Raw genomic sequence first — 16,151 nt, 5'->3', positions numbered from 1 at the left:
ACAACGTTGTCAGGCTGGTGAATATAATTCGCTGATCGTGGCCCGGTGTCAACTGTTTCACACAAAATTCTGTGCGCGCCGCGACCGCCTCAGTTCTTGGGGGCTTCCTCACCACTGCCGCGTGCGATCACTCGCAGGGCGATCTCGACGGAGTCATCGCCGGATCCGGCACCGCCTCGCAACCCGGATGCCCTGTCTGGTCCGCGCCGCAGACCCTCGTCCTCACCGGCGCCGGTGCGCTCAGCCCGTTTCGGTCGCAGACGACGGACCGCCTCGGCGACCATCGTGTCCACGTCACGGTCGATCACGGTCACGTCGAGGAGATCGGCGGTGGGGAAATCGTCGATGCCGACCAGCGCCGGCCATTCGTCGAGGCGGCGGCAGGCGTCGATGGCGCCCTGGGTCAGGGTCGCCGAGAGGGCGATGATCGCACTCGGGGCGCGGCGCGAGCCCAGCCAGGCGGCGACGACGTTCTTCGCGCTGACCTCGTCGTGGGCGTCTTCGCGCATATAGGCCTGCCAGCCGACGTTGCTGCGGCCGACGAAGGCGGCTTGGATCCCCTCGAGCCGACGAGTGGTGATGAGGCTGGTCGAGTGATCGCCGACCACGCCGATGGCGATGTGCCCGTGATCGAGCAGCTGCGTCGCGGCCAGACGGCCCGCGGTGACCTCGTCACCGGTGATGACGTCGATTCCGGAACCGGCCACAGCCGGGTCGAAGGACACGATCGGCACGCTCGATGACCGCACGGCCCTGTCGTAGTGGGCCACCGCCTCCGGGTGAGCGCGGACGACGACGAGCCCGGAGAGGTCATTGGCGAGGCATTCGTCGAGGAAGGCCTTCTCACGCATCGGGTCTCCGCCCGCCACGGTGAGCACCGGACGCAGGTCGACGGCGCCGAACTCGGCCTCGAGGCGGGCGAAGATCCTCGCTTGGAAAGGGTCGTTCGCATCGCTGAGAACCACGCCGACATAGGGTGAGCTGGCACCGGCCCGCAGGCGTCTGGCGTTCGAATTGAGGCGGAATCCGAGTTCTGAGGCGGCGTCCTCGACCTTCTGCGCGGTCGCCGAGGCCACGTGCTTCTCGCCGTTGAGGACGCGGGAGGCGGTCTTGATGCTCACTCCCGCGCGCGAAGCGACCGTGGCCAGAGTCGGCCGATCGTTCTGCTTCGCCATGACCACACCCTTGCGTCGGATCCGTCGCAAGAAGTGTCCGCGACCGTAGAAATGATACTAACCGCTGGCATGCGAAGAGGACCCGGCCGACGCGGAGTTCGTCGGCCGGGTCCTCCCGGATTCATCGCCGAGGTGGCGGTGGCCTTGCCGGTCAGCGGGCCACGGGATTGTCCATCGTGCCCGCGTAGAGCAGCGATTCCGCCTGGTTGCCGATGTCGACCATCTGCTTCGTGTTCTTCAGCTGCAGCCGGTTGAGGCACGAATGGGCGAAGCTCTGGGAACGCAGATCCACGTCCCCGGATACCCCGCGGGCATGCTCGGGGTGCTCGGATTCGTACCGGTCGAGCACCTCGGCGACCAGCGACCAGAACTGTCCGGCGGGCAGCAGCCCGTCGACGTCGAGGATCCCCGACAGGTGGCGCAGCACCCCGTCGAACATGTCGGTGAACACGGACAGCGCCTTCTCGTCGCCGGGCACGAGCGCCCGGATCCGCTCGACGTCGGCAGGCAGTTCGCGCCGGCCGACCACGGCGACCTCCTCGCCGATGTCCTTCATGAAGGCGCCGGTCACGGTGTGCTCGTCGAGGACGAGGATGAGGTTCTCACCGTGGGGCATGAACACGAGATCGTGGGCGAGCAGGGCGTGGACGAGCGGCTGCAGGTAGGCGCGCAGGTAGGCCCGCACCCAGTCCGCGGGGCTCAGCCCGGAGGCGCGGATGAGCTCGGCGGCATAGGAGACGCCCCGGTGATCCCGGTGGAGCAGCGAAGCCATGGTCACAACCTTCTGAGCTGGTGCGATGGCCGTCAACGGGTTCTCGCGCCACAGGGAGGCGAGCATCTTCCGGTGCGGGTTCGTCTCCTGCGTCCGGTGGTAGACGTCACCGGCGTACCCGAGTGCCGAGCGCTCACGCAGCAGTCGGAAGCCCGCCTCGGCGAAGCTCGGATCGGAGCCGACGAGGTCGGCGACCCAGTCGTTGATCGCCGGGGTGTCGCGCATGTACTTCGGGGACAGCCCGCGCAGGAAGCCCATGTTCTGCACCGCGAGTGCGACCTTGACGTAGGGGGCGCCGGGACGCGAGTGGTTGAAGAAGGTGCGCAGGGACTGCTGAGCCTGATGTTCATCGAGGCCGGTGCCCAGAGGCAGGAGATCCCCGCGGGCGATATCGGCTGCGAAGGTGATCGCCAGCCGGTGGTCGGCCTGCCAGGGGTGGACGGGCAGGAGGTGGAAGTCCTCCGGACTGCGGCCGGCGGCCCGGATGCGTGAGTCGAAGAGCTCTCTCTCCGCAGGGCTGAGCGCCCAGTCGAGGTGGGCGGCCTCGGTCAGTCCGGTGCCGAGCGAGAGGTGGCTGTGCTCGCGGCTCGCTGCGACCCATTCGATGCGGTTGCGGCGGCCGTTCTCCGGCGCCCACGTCCGGTAGTCGCCGAGCGAGAACCCGATTCGTCCGTTGTTCGCGATGAACCCGGGGTGGCCCTCGGTCATGGCCGCCTCGGTGGCTTGGAAATCGGCGTCGAGGAGGCCCGTCGATGAGGGACGTCGGCCCTTCCACGCCTCGGCGAGTTTGAAGGCGCTGCCGGCCAGGGTCGAGGCGAGCTCCTCGAGGTAGGTCGAGATGAGGTCCTCGGGAATCGCCAGGGCGTCCTGGAGTTCGACGACGAGTTCCTGCGCGTCTAGCGGGACCTCGGTGCCGTCCTGGCGACGCGTGATGCTGCCTTCGTCGATCGCCCAGTGCTCAAGCGGCAGAACACGGGCGGTGAAGGTGTAACGCGACCCTCCGTCGACGTGCAGCTGCCAATCATCGGGCCCGGCGGCCGGCTCGGTCGACCGGACCGGGGTGATGAGCCGTTCGTGGGCGAACTCGGAGAGGGCCTTCGCGACGAGGTGGCGCTGCGTGACCGCGAAGGTGTCCGCATTGAGGTGGGCGTAGGCGTTCGGGGTGACCTCGGCTGGCGTTTCGGGAGTCGCCGAGGTGTCCCCGGCGACCGCGCGGGAATGCCCAACCAGTCTGCCGAGTTCGCTGGCGGCGAAGTCGCCGCGTGTGCACGTGCTGACGAGTGCCGTCTTCGTCTCTTCGCCCACGGCGATCTCGGCCTCACGGATCGGGGTGAAGCCGGCGGCGCGGTTCTTCTCGAGGATGCCCGCATTGCGTGCATCGGGTTCGACGACGACGCGTTCGGCTCCGCGGCCGTCCTGGTCGGAGGCCCGGAAGCAGAAGTCCATGACCTCGGCCATGATCCGCCCGGTCAGTCCCGACACGGCGGGACCCTGGGGTGGGGCGACGAGCAGGTGCATGCCGAGGTCGCCCGCGCCGGTGAGCAGCACATCGTGCGGGATGAGTGTCGCCGGGGTGTAGGTCTCGACGTAGAAGCAGTCGAGACCGTCGACGGCTCCGATCCAGCCCTGGTCATCGGCCGAGGCGTCGATGCCGGTCAGGTAGTCCCGAACGCCGGTCTCGTCGAGCTCGGTCATCTGCCAGTAGTGTGCACGCGGATGGCTGAGCCAGGCGTGCAGGTTCGCGGTGTCGCGGTCGATGTCGACAGGGCGGATGCTCACACCCTCCCCTGCCGCCGAGGCGGTCGCCGGGTCTGCGTCGGGGTCGGCCTGCGGCCGGGTGATCGTGTCGGTGCTCATGCGTGTGTCATCTCCTTGGCATCGTCGAAGTCGAAGGCGGTTTCGAGGTCGACGGTCGGCTCGTCCCCTGCGTTGTTCGCAGGCCCTGTCTCGCTCGCAGGCCCGCCGTCGCTCTCGGGCACTCCGAAGGTCTGGAAGGCGATGGTCTGCTCGATCGGATACGGTTCGCGACCGGTCACGTGGGACAGCACCACCGAGGCCCGCCAGGGGCCGAAGCCCAGGTCAGGGGCGGTGACGCCGTGGGTGTGCTCTTCTCCGTTGAGGACGTGGACGGTGCCTGATTCGTTGACCGTGTAGTGGCGGCTGACGTCGAGGCGTCCCTTCGCGTCGAGGCGGATCTCGTCGCCGAGTCCGGACAGGAAGTCCGGCACTTGTGACTTGTAGCCGGTGGCCGAGACCACCGAGGCACTCCGCCGGGTGAACTCTCGGTCCAGGGCCGTGTTCCTGAATCCCAGCAGGTACTCTCCGGTGGTGGGGTCGATCTCTGCGGAGACGAGCTCGGCCTCGGTGAGCAGGTTCGTGTGCAGCTGACGGCCGCCTCGGCTGAGCCGGTAGAGCGTGTCGTGGATGTCGTCGACGAGATCGCCGGAGATTCCCTTGTACAGGGTCCGCTGCTCACGTCCCACCTGCTCACGCAGCTCATCGGGCAGGGCCCGGAAGTGATCGGTGTATTCCGGCGAGGTCATCTCGAGGGTCAGCTTCGTGTACTCCATCGGGAAGAACCGCGGTGAGCGCGTCACCCAGTCAACGCGCACATCGCGTTCCTCGGCGTCCTCGATGAGGTCCCGGTAGATCTCGGCCGCGGACTGTCCGCTGCCGATGATCGTCACCGCCCCGGAATCGAGCAGCTCTTCGCGGTGGTCGAGGTAAACGGCGGTGTGGATTACCGGTCCCGCGCCCGTGATCTCGGCGCCTGCGGCCTCGAGGTTGCCCAGCGCCGGAGGAAGGACAGGTGAGGTGCCAACGCCGAGGACGAGGTGGCGGGCCCGGTGGACCTCGGTTCCGACGATCGCACCGGTCGGGTCGACCACCTCGGCGATGGCGGTGAAGATGTCGTCGTCATTGGTCACCGAGGTGACCCGACGACCCCAGCGGAGGGTCTCGAGCTGAGCCGCGACCCACCGGCAGTATTCGTCGAACTCGGCGCGCAGGGGGTAGAAGGACTCGCGGATGTAGAAGGGGTAGAGGCGACCGCGATCCTTGAGGAAGTTGAGGAAGGAGTAGGGCGAGGTGGGGTCGGCCATGGTCACGAGGTCGGCGAGGAAGGGCACCTGCACGGTCGAGCCTTCGATCATCATGCCGGGGTGCCAGCGGAATTCCTGCCGCTGGTCGAGGAACACGGCGTCGACGTCGTCGAGCGGCTCGGACAGTGCGGCCAGGCCGAGCCCGAAGGGGCCGATGCCGATGCCGAGCAGGTCGTGGATGTCAGTGTCGGTCGCGCTCATGCTGCGCCTCCTTCGGTCGAGGTCAAGGTGTCGTTGTTCTCGAGGTGGCGTCCGGCGAGGATGCCGTGGCCGGTGGCGCGGACGAGGTCGAGGACGGCGGTGACGTCGTCGACCGTGGTCTCGGGGTTGAGCAGGGTGAGTTTGAGCCAGGGCCGTCCGTCGATGACGGTGCGGGCCACGGCCGCCCGGCCGGACCGGAACAGGACCCGGCGGATCATCGGCACGAGTTCGTCGGCGGTCCCCGCATCGGCGGTGCGGGGCGTGAAGCGGAAGAGCACGGTCGACAGGTCGGAGGCCCCGCGGACCTCGAAGTCGGGCTGTGCGGCGAGGAGCTCCCGGACGTCTGCGGCGAGGTCGCAGACCGTGTCGATCATCGTCCCGATCTCGTTCGCCCCGCGGGCCCGCAGGGTCGCCCAGAGTTTGAGCGCGTCGAAGCGGCGCGTGGTCTGCAGGGATTTGTCGACCTGGTTCGGTTCCGCCTCGGCGCCGGCCGCTTCCGCCTCCGGGTTGAGGTAGTCGTGGTGGTGCAGGGTCGGGGCGAAGAGGCGAGGCTCGCGGACGAGCAGTGCGGAGGAGGACACGGGCTGGAAGAAGGTCTTGTGGAAGTCGATGGTCACCGAGGTGGCCCCCTCGATTCCGGTGAGCAGGCGACGTCGGCGCGGTGCCCAGAGGAGTCCCCCGCCGTAGGCGGCATCGACGTGGAGCCACACGTTCGCGTCCGTGCAGGCCGCGGCGATGGGTTCCAGCGGATCGATGACGCCGAGGTCGGTGGTCCCGGCCGTGGCGACCACGGCCATGGGGATGTTCCCGGCCTCGGTCACGGCCGTCAGCGTTGAAACGAGTTCGGCGGGATCCATGCGACCGGCCTCATCGGTGCCCACGGTCACGACCGCCTCGGCGTCGAGGCCGAGGATGTGAGCGGCACGGGAGACCGAGAAGTGAGCCTGATCGGAGGTGAGGATCCGCATCCGAGACAGCTCGCCTCGGCGGGTGGGATCCTGGTTCGCGCCCTCGGCAGAGTCGACGGATTCCGCGGATCCCAGCGCAGCGGATTCCGCGGTCCGGTCGCGCATCACGTTCTCGCGGGCCAGGTAGAGGGCCTGCAGGTTCGACTGGGTGCCGCCGGAGGTGAAGATTCCGTCGCCGCTCTCGAAGCCGAGGTGGCCCGTCGTCCAGCGGATCAAGCGACGTTCCATCAGCGTCGCGACCTCGGACTGGTCGTAGGTATCGACCGAGGTGTTGATGGCCGCGAGCATCGCCTCGGCAGCGACGGCGGGCACGGCCACGGGGCAGTTGAGGTGCGCGACGTAGCTGGGGTGGTGGAACCACACGGCGTTGGCCGCGTAGAGCGAGTCGGCCTCGCGCAAGGCCGCCGAGTTCCCGATTCCGGCGGTGTCGAGGTCGACCTCGTCGACCGCGCTCTGCAGCTGGGTGCGATCCCGCGCCGAGGTGGGGGTGTCGACCGCTGCGAAGCGCGCGGCGAGTGCGTCGATGGTCTCGTGCATGAGGTCGGAATACGCTGCGGCGCTGTGGGCACCGAGCAGCGAGTCGGCGGCCGTGGTGTCGGTGGCCGTGGTGTCGGCGGTGCCGACAGCGGCCTGAAGTGATGGTGCGGGCGGTTTCGCTTCGGTGTCCGAGAGCAGAGAAGTCGTCACGGTGAGGTTTCCTCCTTCGTCGTGCGGCCCGCATCAGGCGGGTCGCATTAGGGGAACCTACCCTAATAAGTCCGAAGCGCAAGGTGGGCGGAATCACGCCGACCGACTACGGAAGTAGCCCGGATTCTCGGGCGAGACGGCCCCTCCCCAGCACTCATGCGGCAAGGAAGCGTGCTGACAACAGATACATACCCACTCGAATTGGTTGAGTGGTCTTTGTCACACCGAGGTGGTTCGTCCGACATCGTGAGACGCAGAAAACGGCCGTAGTCTCTGCGCGGTGGCAGAGACTACGGCCGCTTGGTGGTTCCGAGACCTCAGATCGGGAGCCGATCGTCCCGATTCATGAGCTCCGGACCATCACTACATGAACTCCCGACGATCACTTCACGAGTCCCGGGCGATCACTTGACGACGTAGTTGGGGGCCTCGACAGTCATCTGGATGTCGTGCGGGTGGCTCTCCTTGAGCCCGGCAGTGGTCAGGCGGACGAACTTGCCCTTGGCCTTGAGGTCGTCGATAGTGCGGGCACCGACGTAGAACATCGATTGCCGCAGTCCGCCGGTGAGCTGGTGGGCGACCTGCTTGAGGTGCCCGCGGTAGGCCACCCGGCCTTCGATGCCCTCGGGGATGAGGTCCGTATCGGTGGCGATATCGGCCTGGAAGTAGCGGTCCTTCGAGTACGACTTGCCCTTGCGCGGCGCCATCGCACCGAGGGAGCCCATGCCGCGGTAGGCCTTGTACTGCTTGCCGTTGACGAAGATGAGTTCGCCCGGTGACTCATTGCAGCCGGCCAGGAGGGACCCGAGCATGACGGTGTCGGCTCCGGCGACCATGGCCTTGGCGATGTCGCCCGAATACTGGAGTCCGCCGTCGCCGATGACCGGGACGCCCGCGGCGCGAGCGGCCTGCGCGGCGAGGTGGATGGCGGTGACCTGGGGAACGCCGACTCCGGCGACCACGCGGGTGGTGCAGATCGAGCCCGGTCCCACACCGACCTTGACCCCGTCCACGCCGGCGTCGATGAGCGCCTGCGCGCCTTCCTTCGTGGCGACGTTTCCACCGACGATCTCGACTCCGGCGAACGCCTTGTCGGCCTTGATCGTGCGGATCATGTCGGTCACTCCCCTGGCGTGACCGTTGGCGGTGTCGACGACGAGGACGTCGACGCCCGCCTCGGCGAGGAGGCCTGCGCGTTCGTAGGCGTCGCCGTAGAAGCCGACGGCGGCACCGACCCGCAGGCGACCTTCGTCGTCCTTCGTGGCCAGGGGGTATTCCTCGGTCTTGACGAAGTCCTTGACGGTGATGAGGCCGCGGATGACGTTGTCCTCATCGACCAGCGGCAGCTTCTCGACCTTGTGCTCTGCGAGGAGCTCGAAGGCCTTCTCCGCAGAGACGCCGTCGGGGGCGGTGACCAGCGGCATCCGAGTCATGGTCTCGCCGACGGTGCGCGTCGCGTATTCGCTGCGGGTGACGAACCGCAGGTCGCGGTTGGTCACGATGCCCAGCAGCACATCGTTCTCGTCGACGACGGGCAGACCGGAGATCCGGTACTTGCCGCAGATCTCGTCGAGCTCCTCGAGAGTCTTCTCGGGAGTGATCGTCAGGGGATCGTTGATCATCCCCGATTCGGAGCGTTTGACGTAGTCGACCTGATCAGCCTGGTCCTCGGCCGAGAGGTTGCGGTGGATGATGCCCAGACCGCCGATGCGGGCCATGGCGATGGCCATCCGCGACTCGGTCACGGTGTCCATGGCCGCAGAGACCAGCGGGATGTTGAGCTCGATCCCCTTGGTCAGTCTGGTCGTCGTGGAGGCTTCCGAGGGGATGACATCGGTGTCGCCTGGCAGGAGGAGGACATCGTCATACGTGAGCCCGGTGAGGGAGAACGGATCGTTTGCGGCCTGTGATTCCTGCTCAGGATTGACCATGAAACAGCCTTTCGACGCGAAGATACGGTTGCTCAATGCTATCGGAGACAATCAGGCAGTATCTACGTTTTCAAGTACCCTCGGCTGTGAGACTGGCAACAGGACTCCGCGCACGCTCTGCCGCGAAGAGAATGCTCCGGCAAGCCATCACCGCTCCGCCAATTCACCACCGATCCGCCTCGCCACCACCGACTCGAGAGCAATCACCCATGCCCGAGCCGCCGGACGCGGCTCAGCGTCCCGCGCCGACCGATCGGGCGAGGTCGAGAGTGGAGGCCTCGGAGTCGTCGAGGTGGATGCGCAGCAGTCCCTCGGCACCTTGCCGGTCCCCCGATTTGATCTTCTCGAGGATGTCCCGGTGGGGGTTGGCCCAGTGGGAGTGGTATTTGCCCGGTTCGACCGAGCGGGAGAAGGTCGTCGAGAGTCGGGCCATGAGGTTGAGGTAGAACTCGTCGAGCAGGGGCGAGCCGAGGAGGCCCACGATGGCGCGGTGGAAGGAGGCCGAGTGCTCCTGCGCATCGACCCAGCCTTCATTGTCCGGAGCGGTCTCGGCGCGGACCACCGAGGCCTCGACGACGGCCATCGCCTCCTCGGTAGCGTCCTGGGATTCCTGCACCGCACGGATCTCGAAGACCCGGCGGGCCCGGTAGAGGTCCCTGAGTTCGTCGATGCCGAAGGTGCGGACGAAGAAGCCGCGGTTGGGTTCCTGGACGAGCAGTCCGGCGTGGCGGAGCAGGCTGAGCGACTCGCGCGCGGTATTGCGGGAGACGTTGAATTCCTTGGCCAAGGCACCGTCCCGCACGGGACTGCCGGCGGGGTATTCGCCGGAGGTGATTCGGGACCGGACCAGGGCGACGATCGCCTCTGAGGTGCATCCGGGTGCGTTTGGACTCATACCCCCAGGTTACCGTGTCCCCGCGGATCTTGGGTGGAAGCGCCCCGGGCCCAGGCGCAGCGCGGTGTCGAATCGGCGCGGGAGACCGGTCAGCGGATCGTCGAATGCGATCGCGGCGGCCAGCAGTTGGAGCGGGGAATCGAAATCATAGGGATCCGGTTCGCGGTCGATCGGGTAGACGGGATCGCCGAGGATGGGCAGCCCGAGCGCGTTCATGTGCACGCGCAGCTGGTGGGTCTTGCCGGTCAGCGGTTCGAGTTCGTATTCGGCGATCGCATCCGACGTCGTTTCCCCGCGCCGAGGTGGCTCCACCGTTCCGAGCAGGCGGATCCGGCTGATCGCGTTCGGTTCGCCTTCGACTTCGAGGACCTGCCTCCCGCCCGGGGGTTTGATCAGTCTCGATTCCCGCAGCAGCGGGAAGTCGAGGTTCTCCGGCGGCAGCGGTGCCAGTGCCCGGTAGGTCTTGGTGACCTTCCGATCTTGGAAGAGACGCTGGTAGCGGCCCCGGGTCTCGGGACGCTTCGAGAGGATGAGCAGACCCGCGGTGACCCGGTCGAGACGATGGATGGCCACGAGGTCGGGCTGGTCGAAGTCCTGGCGTGCTCGGGTGACCACGCTCTCGCGGACGAAGCGCCCGTTGGGGGTGCTGGCCAGGAAGTGGGGTTTGTCGACGACGAGCAGGTCCTCGTCTTCGCAGACGACAGAGATCTCGAAGGGAATGCGTGCCTCCGGGGGCACTGGACGGTGGAAGAAATAGAACCCGCCGGGTTCGACCGGGTCGTCCCAGGCCACGGGTCGGCCGGTGATATCGCAGAGCCGCCCCGCCTCGGCGCCAGACTGAGCGAGGAGTCGTTCGATGTCGTCGACCGGGGCGGCGGGGAATTCCTCCCGCAGCCAGTCGCCGATGGTATCGGGGACCGGCAGATGGTTCTTAGTATGTGTCGCCCGTCCGCCCGGTGCGCGCAGCGAGGTCGCCGAGATTCCGTCACGGGGCGGAAGCGGGCTGCGGGGCATTCACGCAGTCTATCGGGCGAGCCGATGTCGCCTGGAGGCGTGGGGCTGCGAGAAATCGGGCGCGCGGAGTTCTATGGTGGAAGGTATGGACCACACCGATCTGACGGAAGAGTTCCTCCTCAACAAGGTCGCCACTCCTGTTGTTCTCGGCCTGTACGCCAACGACGAGTGGGACAGCATCGCAATGAATCCCGACCCGGCTGGTGAAGGCAAATGGATCGTCCGAGTCGTCGCCGACTCGGAGGTCGCCGACATCCCCCTCGATTTCTCGGAGGGCACCGATTCGGTCGCTGACCTCCAGCTCACGCTCATCGCCGCACTCCGGGCATTCATCGACGGCTCGGACTTCGCGCAGCGCCGCGATGAGGACTGGGAGGCAGACGAACACAATGCCCCTCGCCCCAGTCTGTGGCGCGCTCCTCGCCCGGACTTCGACGGGCCCGACGAATGCCTGATGCGCCTGCGCAGAATCGGCTCGCGCAATCTCCGGCTCCACCGGCGTCGCTGCACCTCGGCCCACCGCAGGGACTGACTCATGCCCTGTCGACGAGGAAGTCGATGGCGACGCCAGACGGCAACGCACCGTATTCGCGTCCAGGCAGACAACCGAGAGGATCAGCTGCTCAGCTTCCTGCGCTGTCGACGATTGGGCAACAGCACCTGAAGGACTCCCGCACCGATGCTTCCGTGGACGCGGATCGTGGGACTGCCTTCTTCGGCAGCTTGGTTGGCCTTGAACGCGATGACGGCGATCGATCTGCGCTGGAGGTCTGCGATGTCGACACCCCAGTCGTCGGGGACGACGAGCTTCAGGGTGCCGGTCCGGGCCGCGACTTCGATGTCGATGATCTTGAGATCCGTGCTGACCTCGAGGAAGTTGAGCTCGAGGAGGACTCCGGCGGGCTCGCAGCGCAGGTAGGCCGGCACAGGCCAGCGGCCGTTCCGAATGAGTCCGGTGGTCCACGGCGCGTGCACGATCTCTCTGTTCTCGGTGCTCCAGCCCGCACCGGACCGCCGGGACGCGAGGTCATCGGCACGGATGCCATCGGCTTCGGCACGGGCGTGCGCCGAGGGCCGATCCGGGGTGACATCTGCCAGCGCCTCATCGAGATCGATCGGGAAACGTGCCGACTCGACGCGCTCCATCCGCTCCTCGAGTTCGTCAAGGGAGATTCGTCCCTCGCCTGCGGCCTTCCGGAGTGTTTCTATCGCGGCGTCACACTCGGGGTGGCCGATGCGCATCGTGCGCGCAGGATCTTCGGGCTGCCCGATCGGCTCATCTGAACCAGTGGGAGTCATCCCACCATCGTGCCCGATTCCTGTGCGCGCGGCAACGAAACGGGGCGGAGGAACGGCCTGCACTGGCTCGAGCTGTGGCTATCCGGCTTCGAGTGCGTCCACCGGACTGATCAACGTGGCCGCACGCGCTGGTGCCCGCTCGGTCAGGGCTTCACCGGAACCGCGTCACCATCGGCGGTCGACCGACAGGCTATTCGGACCGTGGTGCAATCACCGCTGGCGCATGGTTCAGAGCCCGCCGAGCCGACCTTTTCAAACGCCGCTGCAGTTTACGTGCCGATCGGGCGAACTTGACGATTGTCATGTCGTCCTGTCGTTGGTGCCGTGCCTCACTGCGGTCCAGGGCACGGGTGGCTTCGTGAGCTTCGCGCCGGGCGACGGCCAGCTGTCGGTCTCTCTTCGCCAGCAGGAGCCCATAGCTTTCGATTGCAGCCAAGCGTGCGCGGTTGGCTTCCAGCTCGGTGCCGAATCCGTTGGTGATCTCCTCGGCATGGAAGAATCCCGGCGCCGGAACCGAGGACGCATCCGGCTTCACGCCTGATTCGCCACCGACGGTATGCGCCACGACGAAGTCCCACCAGTCCCTATGCTCCTCGCGCCGGCGGAAAGAACTCTCCTTGAGCACCTCGTGGAACGTCGAACGATTCTCCGCCAAGCCGACACCGGTGTCGACGATGTCATCGATCGACTCGATCGGCAGGACGAACTGCTCCATGCCGACATTCTCTGCCGCACCACGCATGCGAATGGAGGAATAGAGGTTGGGTACGACAGAGATGAAGGGCACTGCTGCCGCACCCGCGAAGATCCCGGCGTGGTACCGGGTGCCGATGACGAACTCGGCCCGCTCCGTCAGAGCAACAAGCTGCCGAGCAGTGAGCATTCGCGTCGGTTCGACCCTGTCCCGACCGATCTCTTCGGCAATCTGTGCATTGGCGATCTGATCGCGAGTGTGTTGGGCCGGCGGAAAACCGCCCCCGTGCGGAACCAGCAGCACTTTCAACCCGGTTTCGTCGGCAAGTCTGCGCGTGATCTCAGTGAGGATCTCGTGGTAGCGGCTGTCCGAGAGCACCGGCGAGGAGGCCTTCTCCGCATAGCTTGCCAGAATGAACGGTTCGTTCGTCAGGTCGGAGACGTCGTCCCGATCACTGTCTCGAGCCTCTAGGGAGAACGCATCGTCGACCTGTCGCCGGATGACTGCCCTCTTACCGCCCACCTGCTTGGCGAATTTCGTGGTGTAGCCTTCTCTGCTGCCGAGGAATTCGGCAGCAGCGAGGAATTCGTAGACGAGCTTCCGGTCCTCGTCGTAGATCAGAGGCCCCAGAGTCTGACTGGTCAGCGCATAGGGTTTGCCGAACAGCTGCGCGATCCTGCCGAGAGTCACCCTCTCATAGATGTGATGAGCGAACATCGAATTGAGGTTGCCGCCGCCGGCGATGAGTACCGCATCGGAGCTGCGCACTGCCTCGATCACTCTGATGGCCGGATCCCCGGGTGCCAGGCCACCGCTGGCACCTTCGGTCCTGGCGAATTCGAGAATGCGCTCCATGCGGGTGATGTTGGGCGGACGGTTCCGTTTGAAGCCGATCCGTGGAATCGCCTTGACGCCATACATCTCACTGGCGTGAGCAGGTTCACCGGCGATGAGCGTGACCTCGATACCGCCTCGTTGATTCAGTGCGTCGAGAGCCATCTCGGTCATCGCCTCGTCACCGAGGTGATAGAACCGGCTCCAGCCGACGTCGCCGATCATCGTAATGCGTTTCATGTCTCCCTAAGGCAGCCTGCGCGTTCATCGTCAGAATCTCCGGGACACAGTAGTACTTCCCCCGCTCCTTCAGGTGAACAGACGAAGACCACCAGATGAACCCGACTGCTCGACACTTTCCTCATTCGACCTGTGGTCCACTTGGACTATGACATTTCCGGCGCTTCATCTCTCCCAATCCATCGACCGTTCCCCCACCGAGGTGGCGCGCTTCGCCGGAAACCCCGCCAATCTGCACACCTGAGCGGCCGGGCTGAGTGCGGGCATCCGGGAGGCGGAGGGCTGATGGATCGCCGATTCGCCGATGGGTTCCGTCGAGGTCCGCTTCCTGCCGGGGCGCGATTTCGGGATCCTCGACCATGAGGTGGTCTTCCCCGACGGCACGACGGTCCACAATCCGCTGAGGGTGTTGGCCAATGACACTGGCGCCGAGGTGGTCTTCACCCTCTTCCGCAGGCCGGGCACCAGCGAAGACGAGTTCGATCAGGACGCCGCATTGGTGCGCGAGGACCTGCTGCGGCTCCGCGATGCCCTCGCAGGTTAGCGCTCTTCCAGGTCAGTGCTCTACGACGTCCACGCTGTCGTCGACGAGCACACGGCCCGGAGGGCTTCCGCGGAACAGCCTCGGCGTTCTGCTGTGAATACACCAGTGGCCCGGAACATGATGTTCCGGGCCACTGATGCTGGTCAGAAACGACTCAGTCTGAGCGGATGGCTCAGTCCTCGTCCTCTTCTTCCTTCTTCTCGACGACCAGGGTCTCGGTGGTGAGAACCAGGGCGGCGATCGAAGCGGCGTTGCGCAGAGCCGAACGAGTGACCTTGACCGGGTCGATGATTCCGGCGCCGATGAGGTCGCCGTAGGAATCGGTGGCGGCGTTGTATCCCTGGCCGGACTCGAGGTCCTGCACCTTGGAGACGACGACGTAGCCGTCCTGACCGGCGTTCTCGGCAATCCATCGCAGAGGCTGGACGACGCCGCGGCGAACGATGTCGGCACCGGTGGCCGCATCTCCGGCCAGTCCCAGGTCGTTTCCGTCGAGGACCTTCGCGGCGTGGATCAGAGCCGATCCACCACCGGCGACGACGCCTTCTTCGATGGCGGCACGAGTTGCGGACACGGCGTCTTCGACGCGGTGCTTACGCTCCTTGAGCTCCACCTCGGTGGCGGCGCCGACCTTGATGACGGCGACACCGCCGGAGAGCTTGGCCAAGCGCTCCTGCAGCTTCTCGCGGTCCCAGTCGGAATCGGTGTTCTCAACCTCGGCGCGGATCTGGGCGACCCGGCCGGCAACAGCATCGTCGGACCCGGCACCATCGATGATGGTGGTGTTGTCCTTGGTGACGGTGATGGTGCGGGCGTTGCCGAGCTCGTCCAGGGTGATCTGGTCGAGCTTCATGCCCATATCCGGGGTGACGACCTGACCACCGGTGAGGACGGCGAGGTCCTCGAGGATGGCCTTGCGGCGGTCACCGAAGCCGGGTGCCTTGACGGCAGCGACATTGATGATTCCGCGCAGCTTGTTGACGACCAGCGTCGACAGAGCCTCGCCCTCGATGTCTTCGGCAACGATGAACAGGGGCTTTCCGGCCTGCTGCACCTTCTCGAGCACAGGGAGGAGCTCCTGGATATTGGAGATCTTGCCCTGGTTGATGAGGATGAGCGCGTCGGAGAGCACAGCTTCCTGGCGATCAGCATCGGTCACGAAGTGCGGCGAGAGGTAACCCTTATCGAACTGCATTCCCTCGGTGATCTCGAGTTCCACAGAAGCGGCCTGGGACTCGTCGATCGTGATGACGCCGTCCTTGCCCACCTTGTCGAAGGCGTCGGCAATGAGCTTGCCGATCTCTTCGGACTGAGCGGACAGACCGGCGACATGGGCGATCTCCGAGGAGTCGGCGACATCGCGGGCGATGGTGCCGAGCTGATCGGAGACAGCCTCGACGGCGGATTCGATTCCGCGTTTGAGCGCTCCGGGAGCAGCACCGGCGGCCACATTGCGCAGACCTTCGTTGACGAAGGCCTGAGCCAGGACCGTCGCGGTGGTGGTTCCGTCACCGGCGATGTCGTTGGTCTTGGTGGCAACTTCCTTGGCCAGCTGAGCGCCGAGGTTCTCATACGGGTCGTCGACCTCGACCTCACGAGCGATGGTCACGCCATCGTTGGTGATCGTGGGGGCGCCCCACTTCTTGTCGAGCACGACATTGCGGCCCTTGGGTCCCAGCGTCACCTTGACGGTGTCGGCCAAGGTATTGACACCCTTTTCGAGTGCACGACGAGCTTCGTCGTTGAATTCCAGAGTCTTAGGCATTCGTCCTCCTGTCAGTGAAGTGGTTGTTCAG

General features: G+C 66.0%; 12 protein-coding genes. 2 read left to right on the top strand and 10 right to left on the bottom strand.

All coding sequences use genetic code 11. The annotated features are described in order from the left end of the window. Positions 1 to 89: 89 nt before the first annotated feature. The 7 genes from CV023_RS07070 to CV023_RS07040 all read right to left on the bottom strand — a co-directional run bounded on the left by CV023_RS07070 (position 90) and on the right by CV023_RS07040 (position 10,744). On the bottom strand, positions 90 to 1,175 hold the full coding sequence (locus tag CV023_RS07070) for a LacI family DNA-binding transcriptional regulator (protein ID WP_230744767.1): 1,086 nt from the start codon (positions 1,173 to 1,175) through the stop codon (positions 90 to 92). Positions 1,176 to 1,326: 151 nt separating this feature from the next. Continuing rightward, positions 1,327 to 3,804: a GNAT family N-acetyltransferase gene (locus CV023_RS07065; protein ID WP_230744766.1), complete on the bottom strand. Its 2,478-nt coding sequence runs from the start codon at positions 3,802 to 3,804 to the stop codon at positions 1,327 to 1,329. Further along, the gene (locus CV023_RS07060) at positions 3,801 to 5,249 is read right to left on the bottom strand and encodes a lysine N(6)-hydroxylase/L-ornithine N(5)-oxygenase family protein (RefSeq protein WP_230744765.1); all 1,449 of its coding nucleotides are present in this window, start codon (positions 5,247 to 5,249) and stop codon (positions 3,801 to 3,803) included. Before CV023_RS07060 ends, CV023_RS07065 begins: the two co-directional genes overlap by 4 nt. Continuing rightward, complete coding sequence (locus CV023_RS07055) at positions 5,246 to 6,754, bottom strand: pyridoxal-dependent decarboxylase (RefSeq protein ID WP_230745173.1); 1,509 nt, start codon at positions 6,752 to 6,754, stop codon at positions 5,246 to 5,248. Before CV023_RS07055 ends, CV023_RS07060 begins: the two co-directional genes overlap by 4 nt. A gap of 554 nt (positions 6,755 to 7,308) precedes the next feature. After that, entirely contained in the window at positions 7,309 to 8,835 is a 1,527-nt protein-coding gene (gene guaB, locus CV023_RS07050; RefSeq protein ID WP_230744764.1) for an IMP dehydrogenase, read from the bottom strand. Positions 8,836 to 9,067: 232 nt separating this feature from the next. Beyond that, positions 9,068 to 9,730 carry a GntR family transcriptional regulator gene (locus CV023_RS07045; protein ID WP_230744763.1) on the bottom strand — a complete coding sequence of 221 codons (663 nt, stop codon included), beginning with the start codon at positions 9,728 to 9,730 and terminating at the stop codon, positions 9,068 to 9,070. A gap of 9 nt (positions 9,731 to 9,739) precedes the next feature. Further along, entirely contained in the window at positions 9,740 to 10,744 is a 1,005-nt protein-coding gene (locus tag CV023_RS07040; protein WP_230744762.1) for a pseudouridine synthase, read from the bottom strand. Positions 10,745 to 10,829: 85 nt separating this feature from the next. Here CV023_RS07040 and CV023_RS07035 point away from each other — a divergent pair, with 85 nt between their 5' ends. Beyond that, entirely contained in the window at positions 10,830 to 11,276 is a 447-nt protein-coding gene (locus tag CV023_RS07035) for a hypothetical protein (RefSeq protein ID WP_230744761.1), read from the top strand. Positions 11,277 to 11,359: 83 nt separating this feature from the next. Here the strand turns inward: CV023_RS07035 and CV023_RS07030 are convergent, their stop codons facing one another. Next, positions 11,360 to 12,043 (bottom strand): DUF1707 SHOCT-like domain-containing protein, encoded by a 684-nt coding sequence (locus tag CV023_RS07030; RefSeq protein ID WP_230744760.1) that lies wholly within the window; start codon positions 12,041 to 12,043, stop codon positions 11,360 to 11,362. 190 nt (positions 12,044 to 12,233) lie between these two features. Then, the gene (locus CV023_RS07025) at positions 12,234 to 13,811 is read right to left on the bottom strand and encodes a polysaccharide pyruvyl transferase family protein (RefSeq protein WP_230744759.1); all 1,578 of its coding nucleotides are present in this window, start codon (positions 13,809 to 13,811) and stop codon (positions 12,234 to 12,236) included. 304 nt (positions 13,812 to 14,115) lie between these two features. Between CV023_RS07025 and CV023_RS07020 the strand changes: the two genes are divergently transcribed. Next, positions 14,116 to 14,355, top strand: a complete 240-nt coding sequence (locus tag CV023_RS07020) for a hypothetical protein (RefSeq protein WP_230744758.1) — start codon at positions 14,116 to 14,118, stop codon at positions 14,353 to 14,355. A 172-nt stretch (positions 14,356 to 14,527) separates the two neighbouring features. Here CV023_RS07020 and groL read toward each other — a convergent pair whose 3' ends face one another. After that, positions 14,528 to 16,120, bottom strand: a complete 1,593-nt coding sequence (gene groL, locus CV023_RS07015) for a chaperonin GroEL (protein ID WP_230744757.1) — start codon at positions 16,118 to 16,120, stop codon at positions 14,528 to 14,530. Positions 16,121 to 16,151: the final 31 nt, after the last annotated feature.

It is taken from the genome of Brevibacterium sp. CCUG 69071 (assembly GCF_021023135.1).
Taxonomy (GTDB): domain Bacteria; phylum Actinomycetota; class Actinomycetes; order Actinomycetales; family Brevibacteriaceae; genus Brevibacterium.
This window is presented reverse-complemented; position numbering and strand designations above follow the sequence as displayed.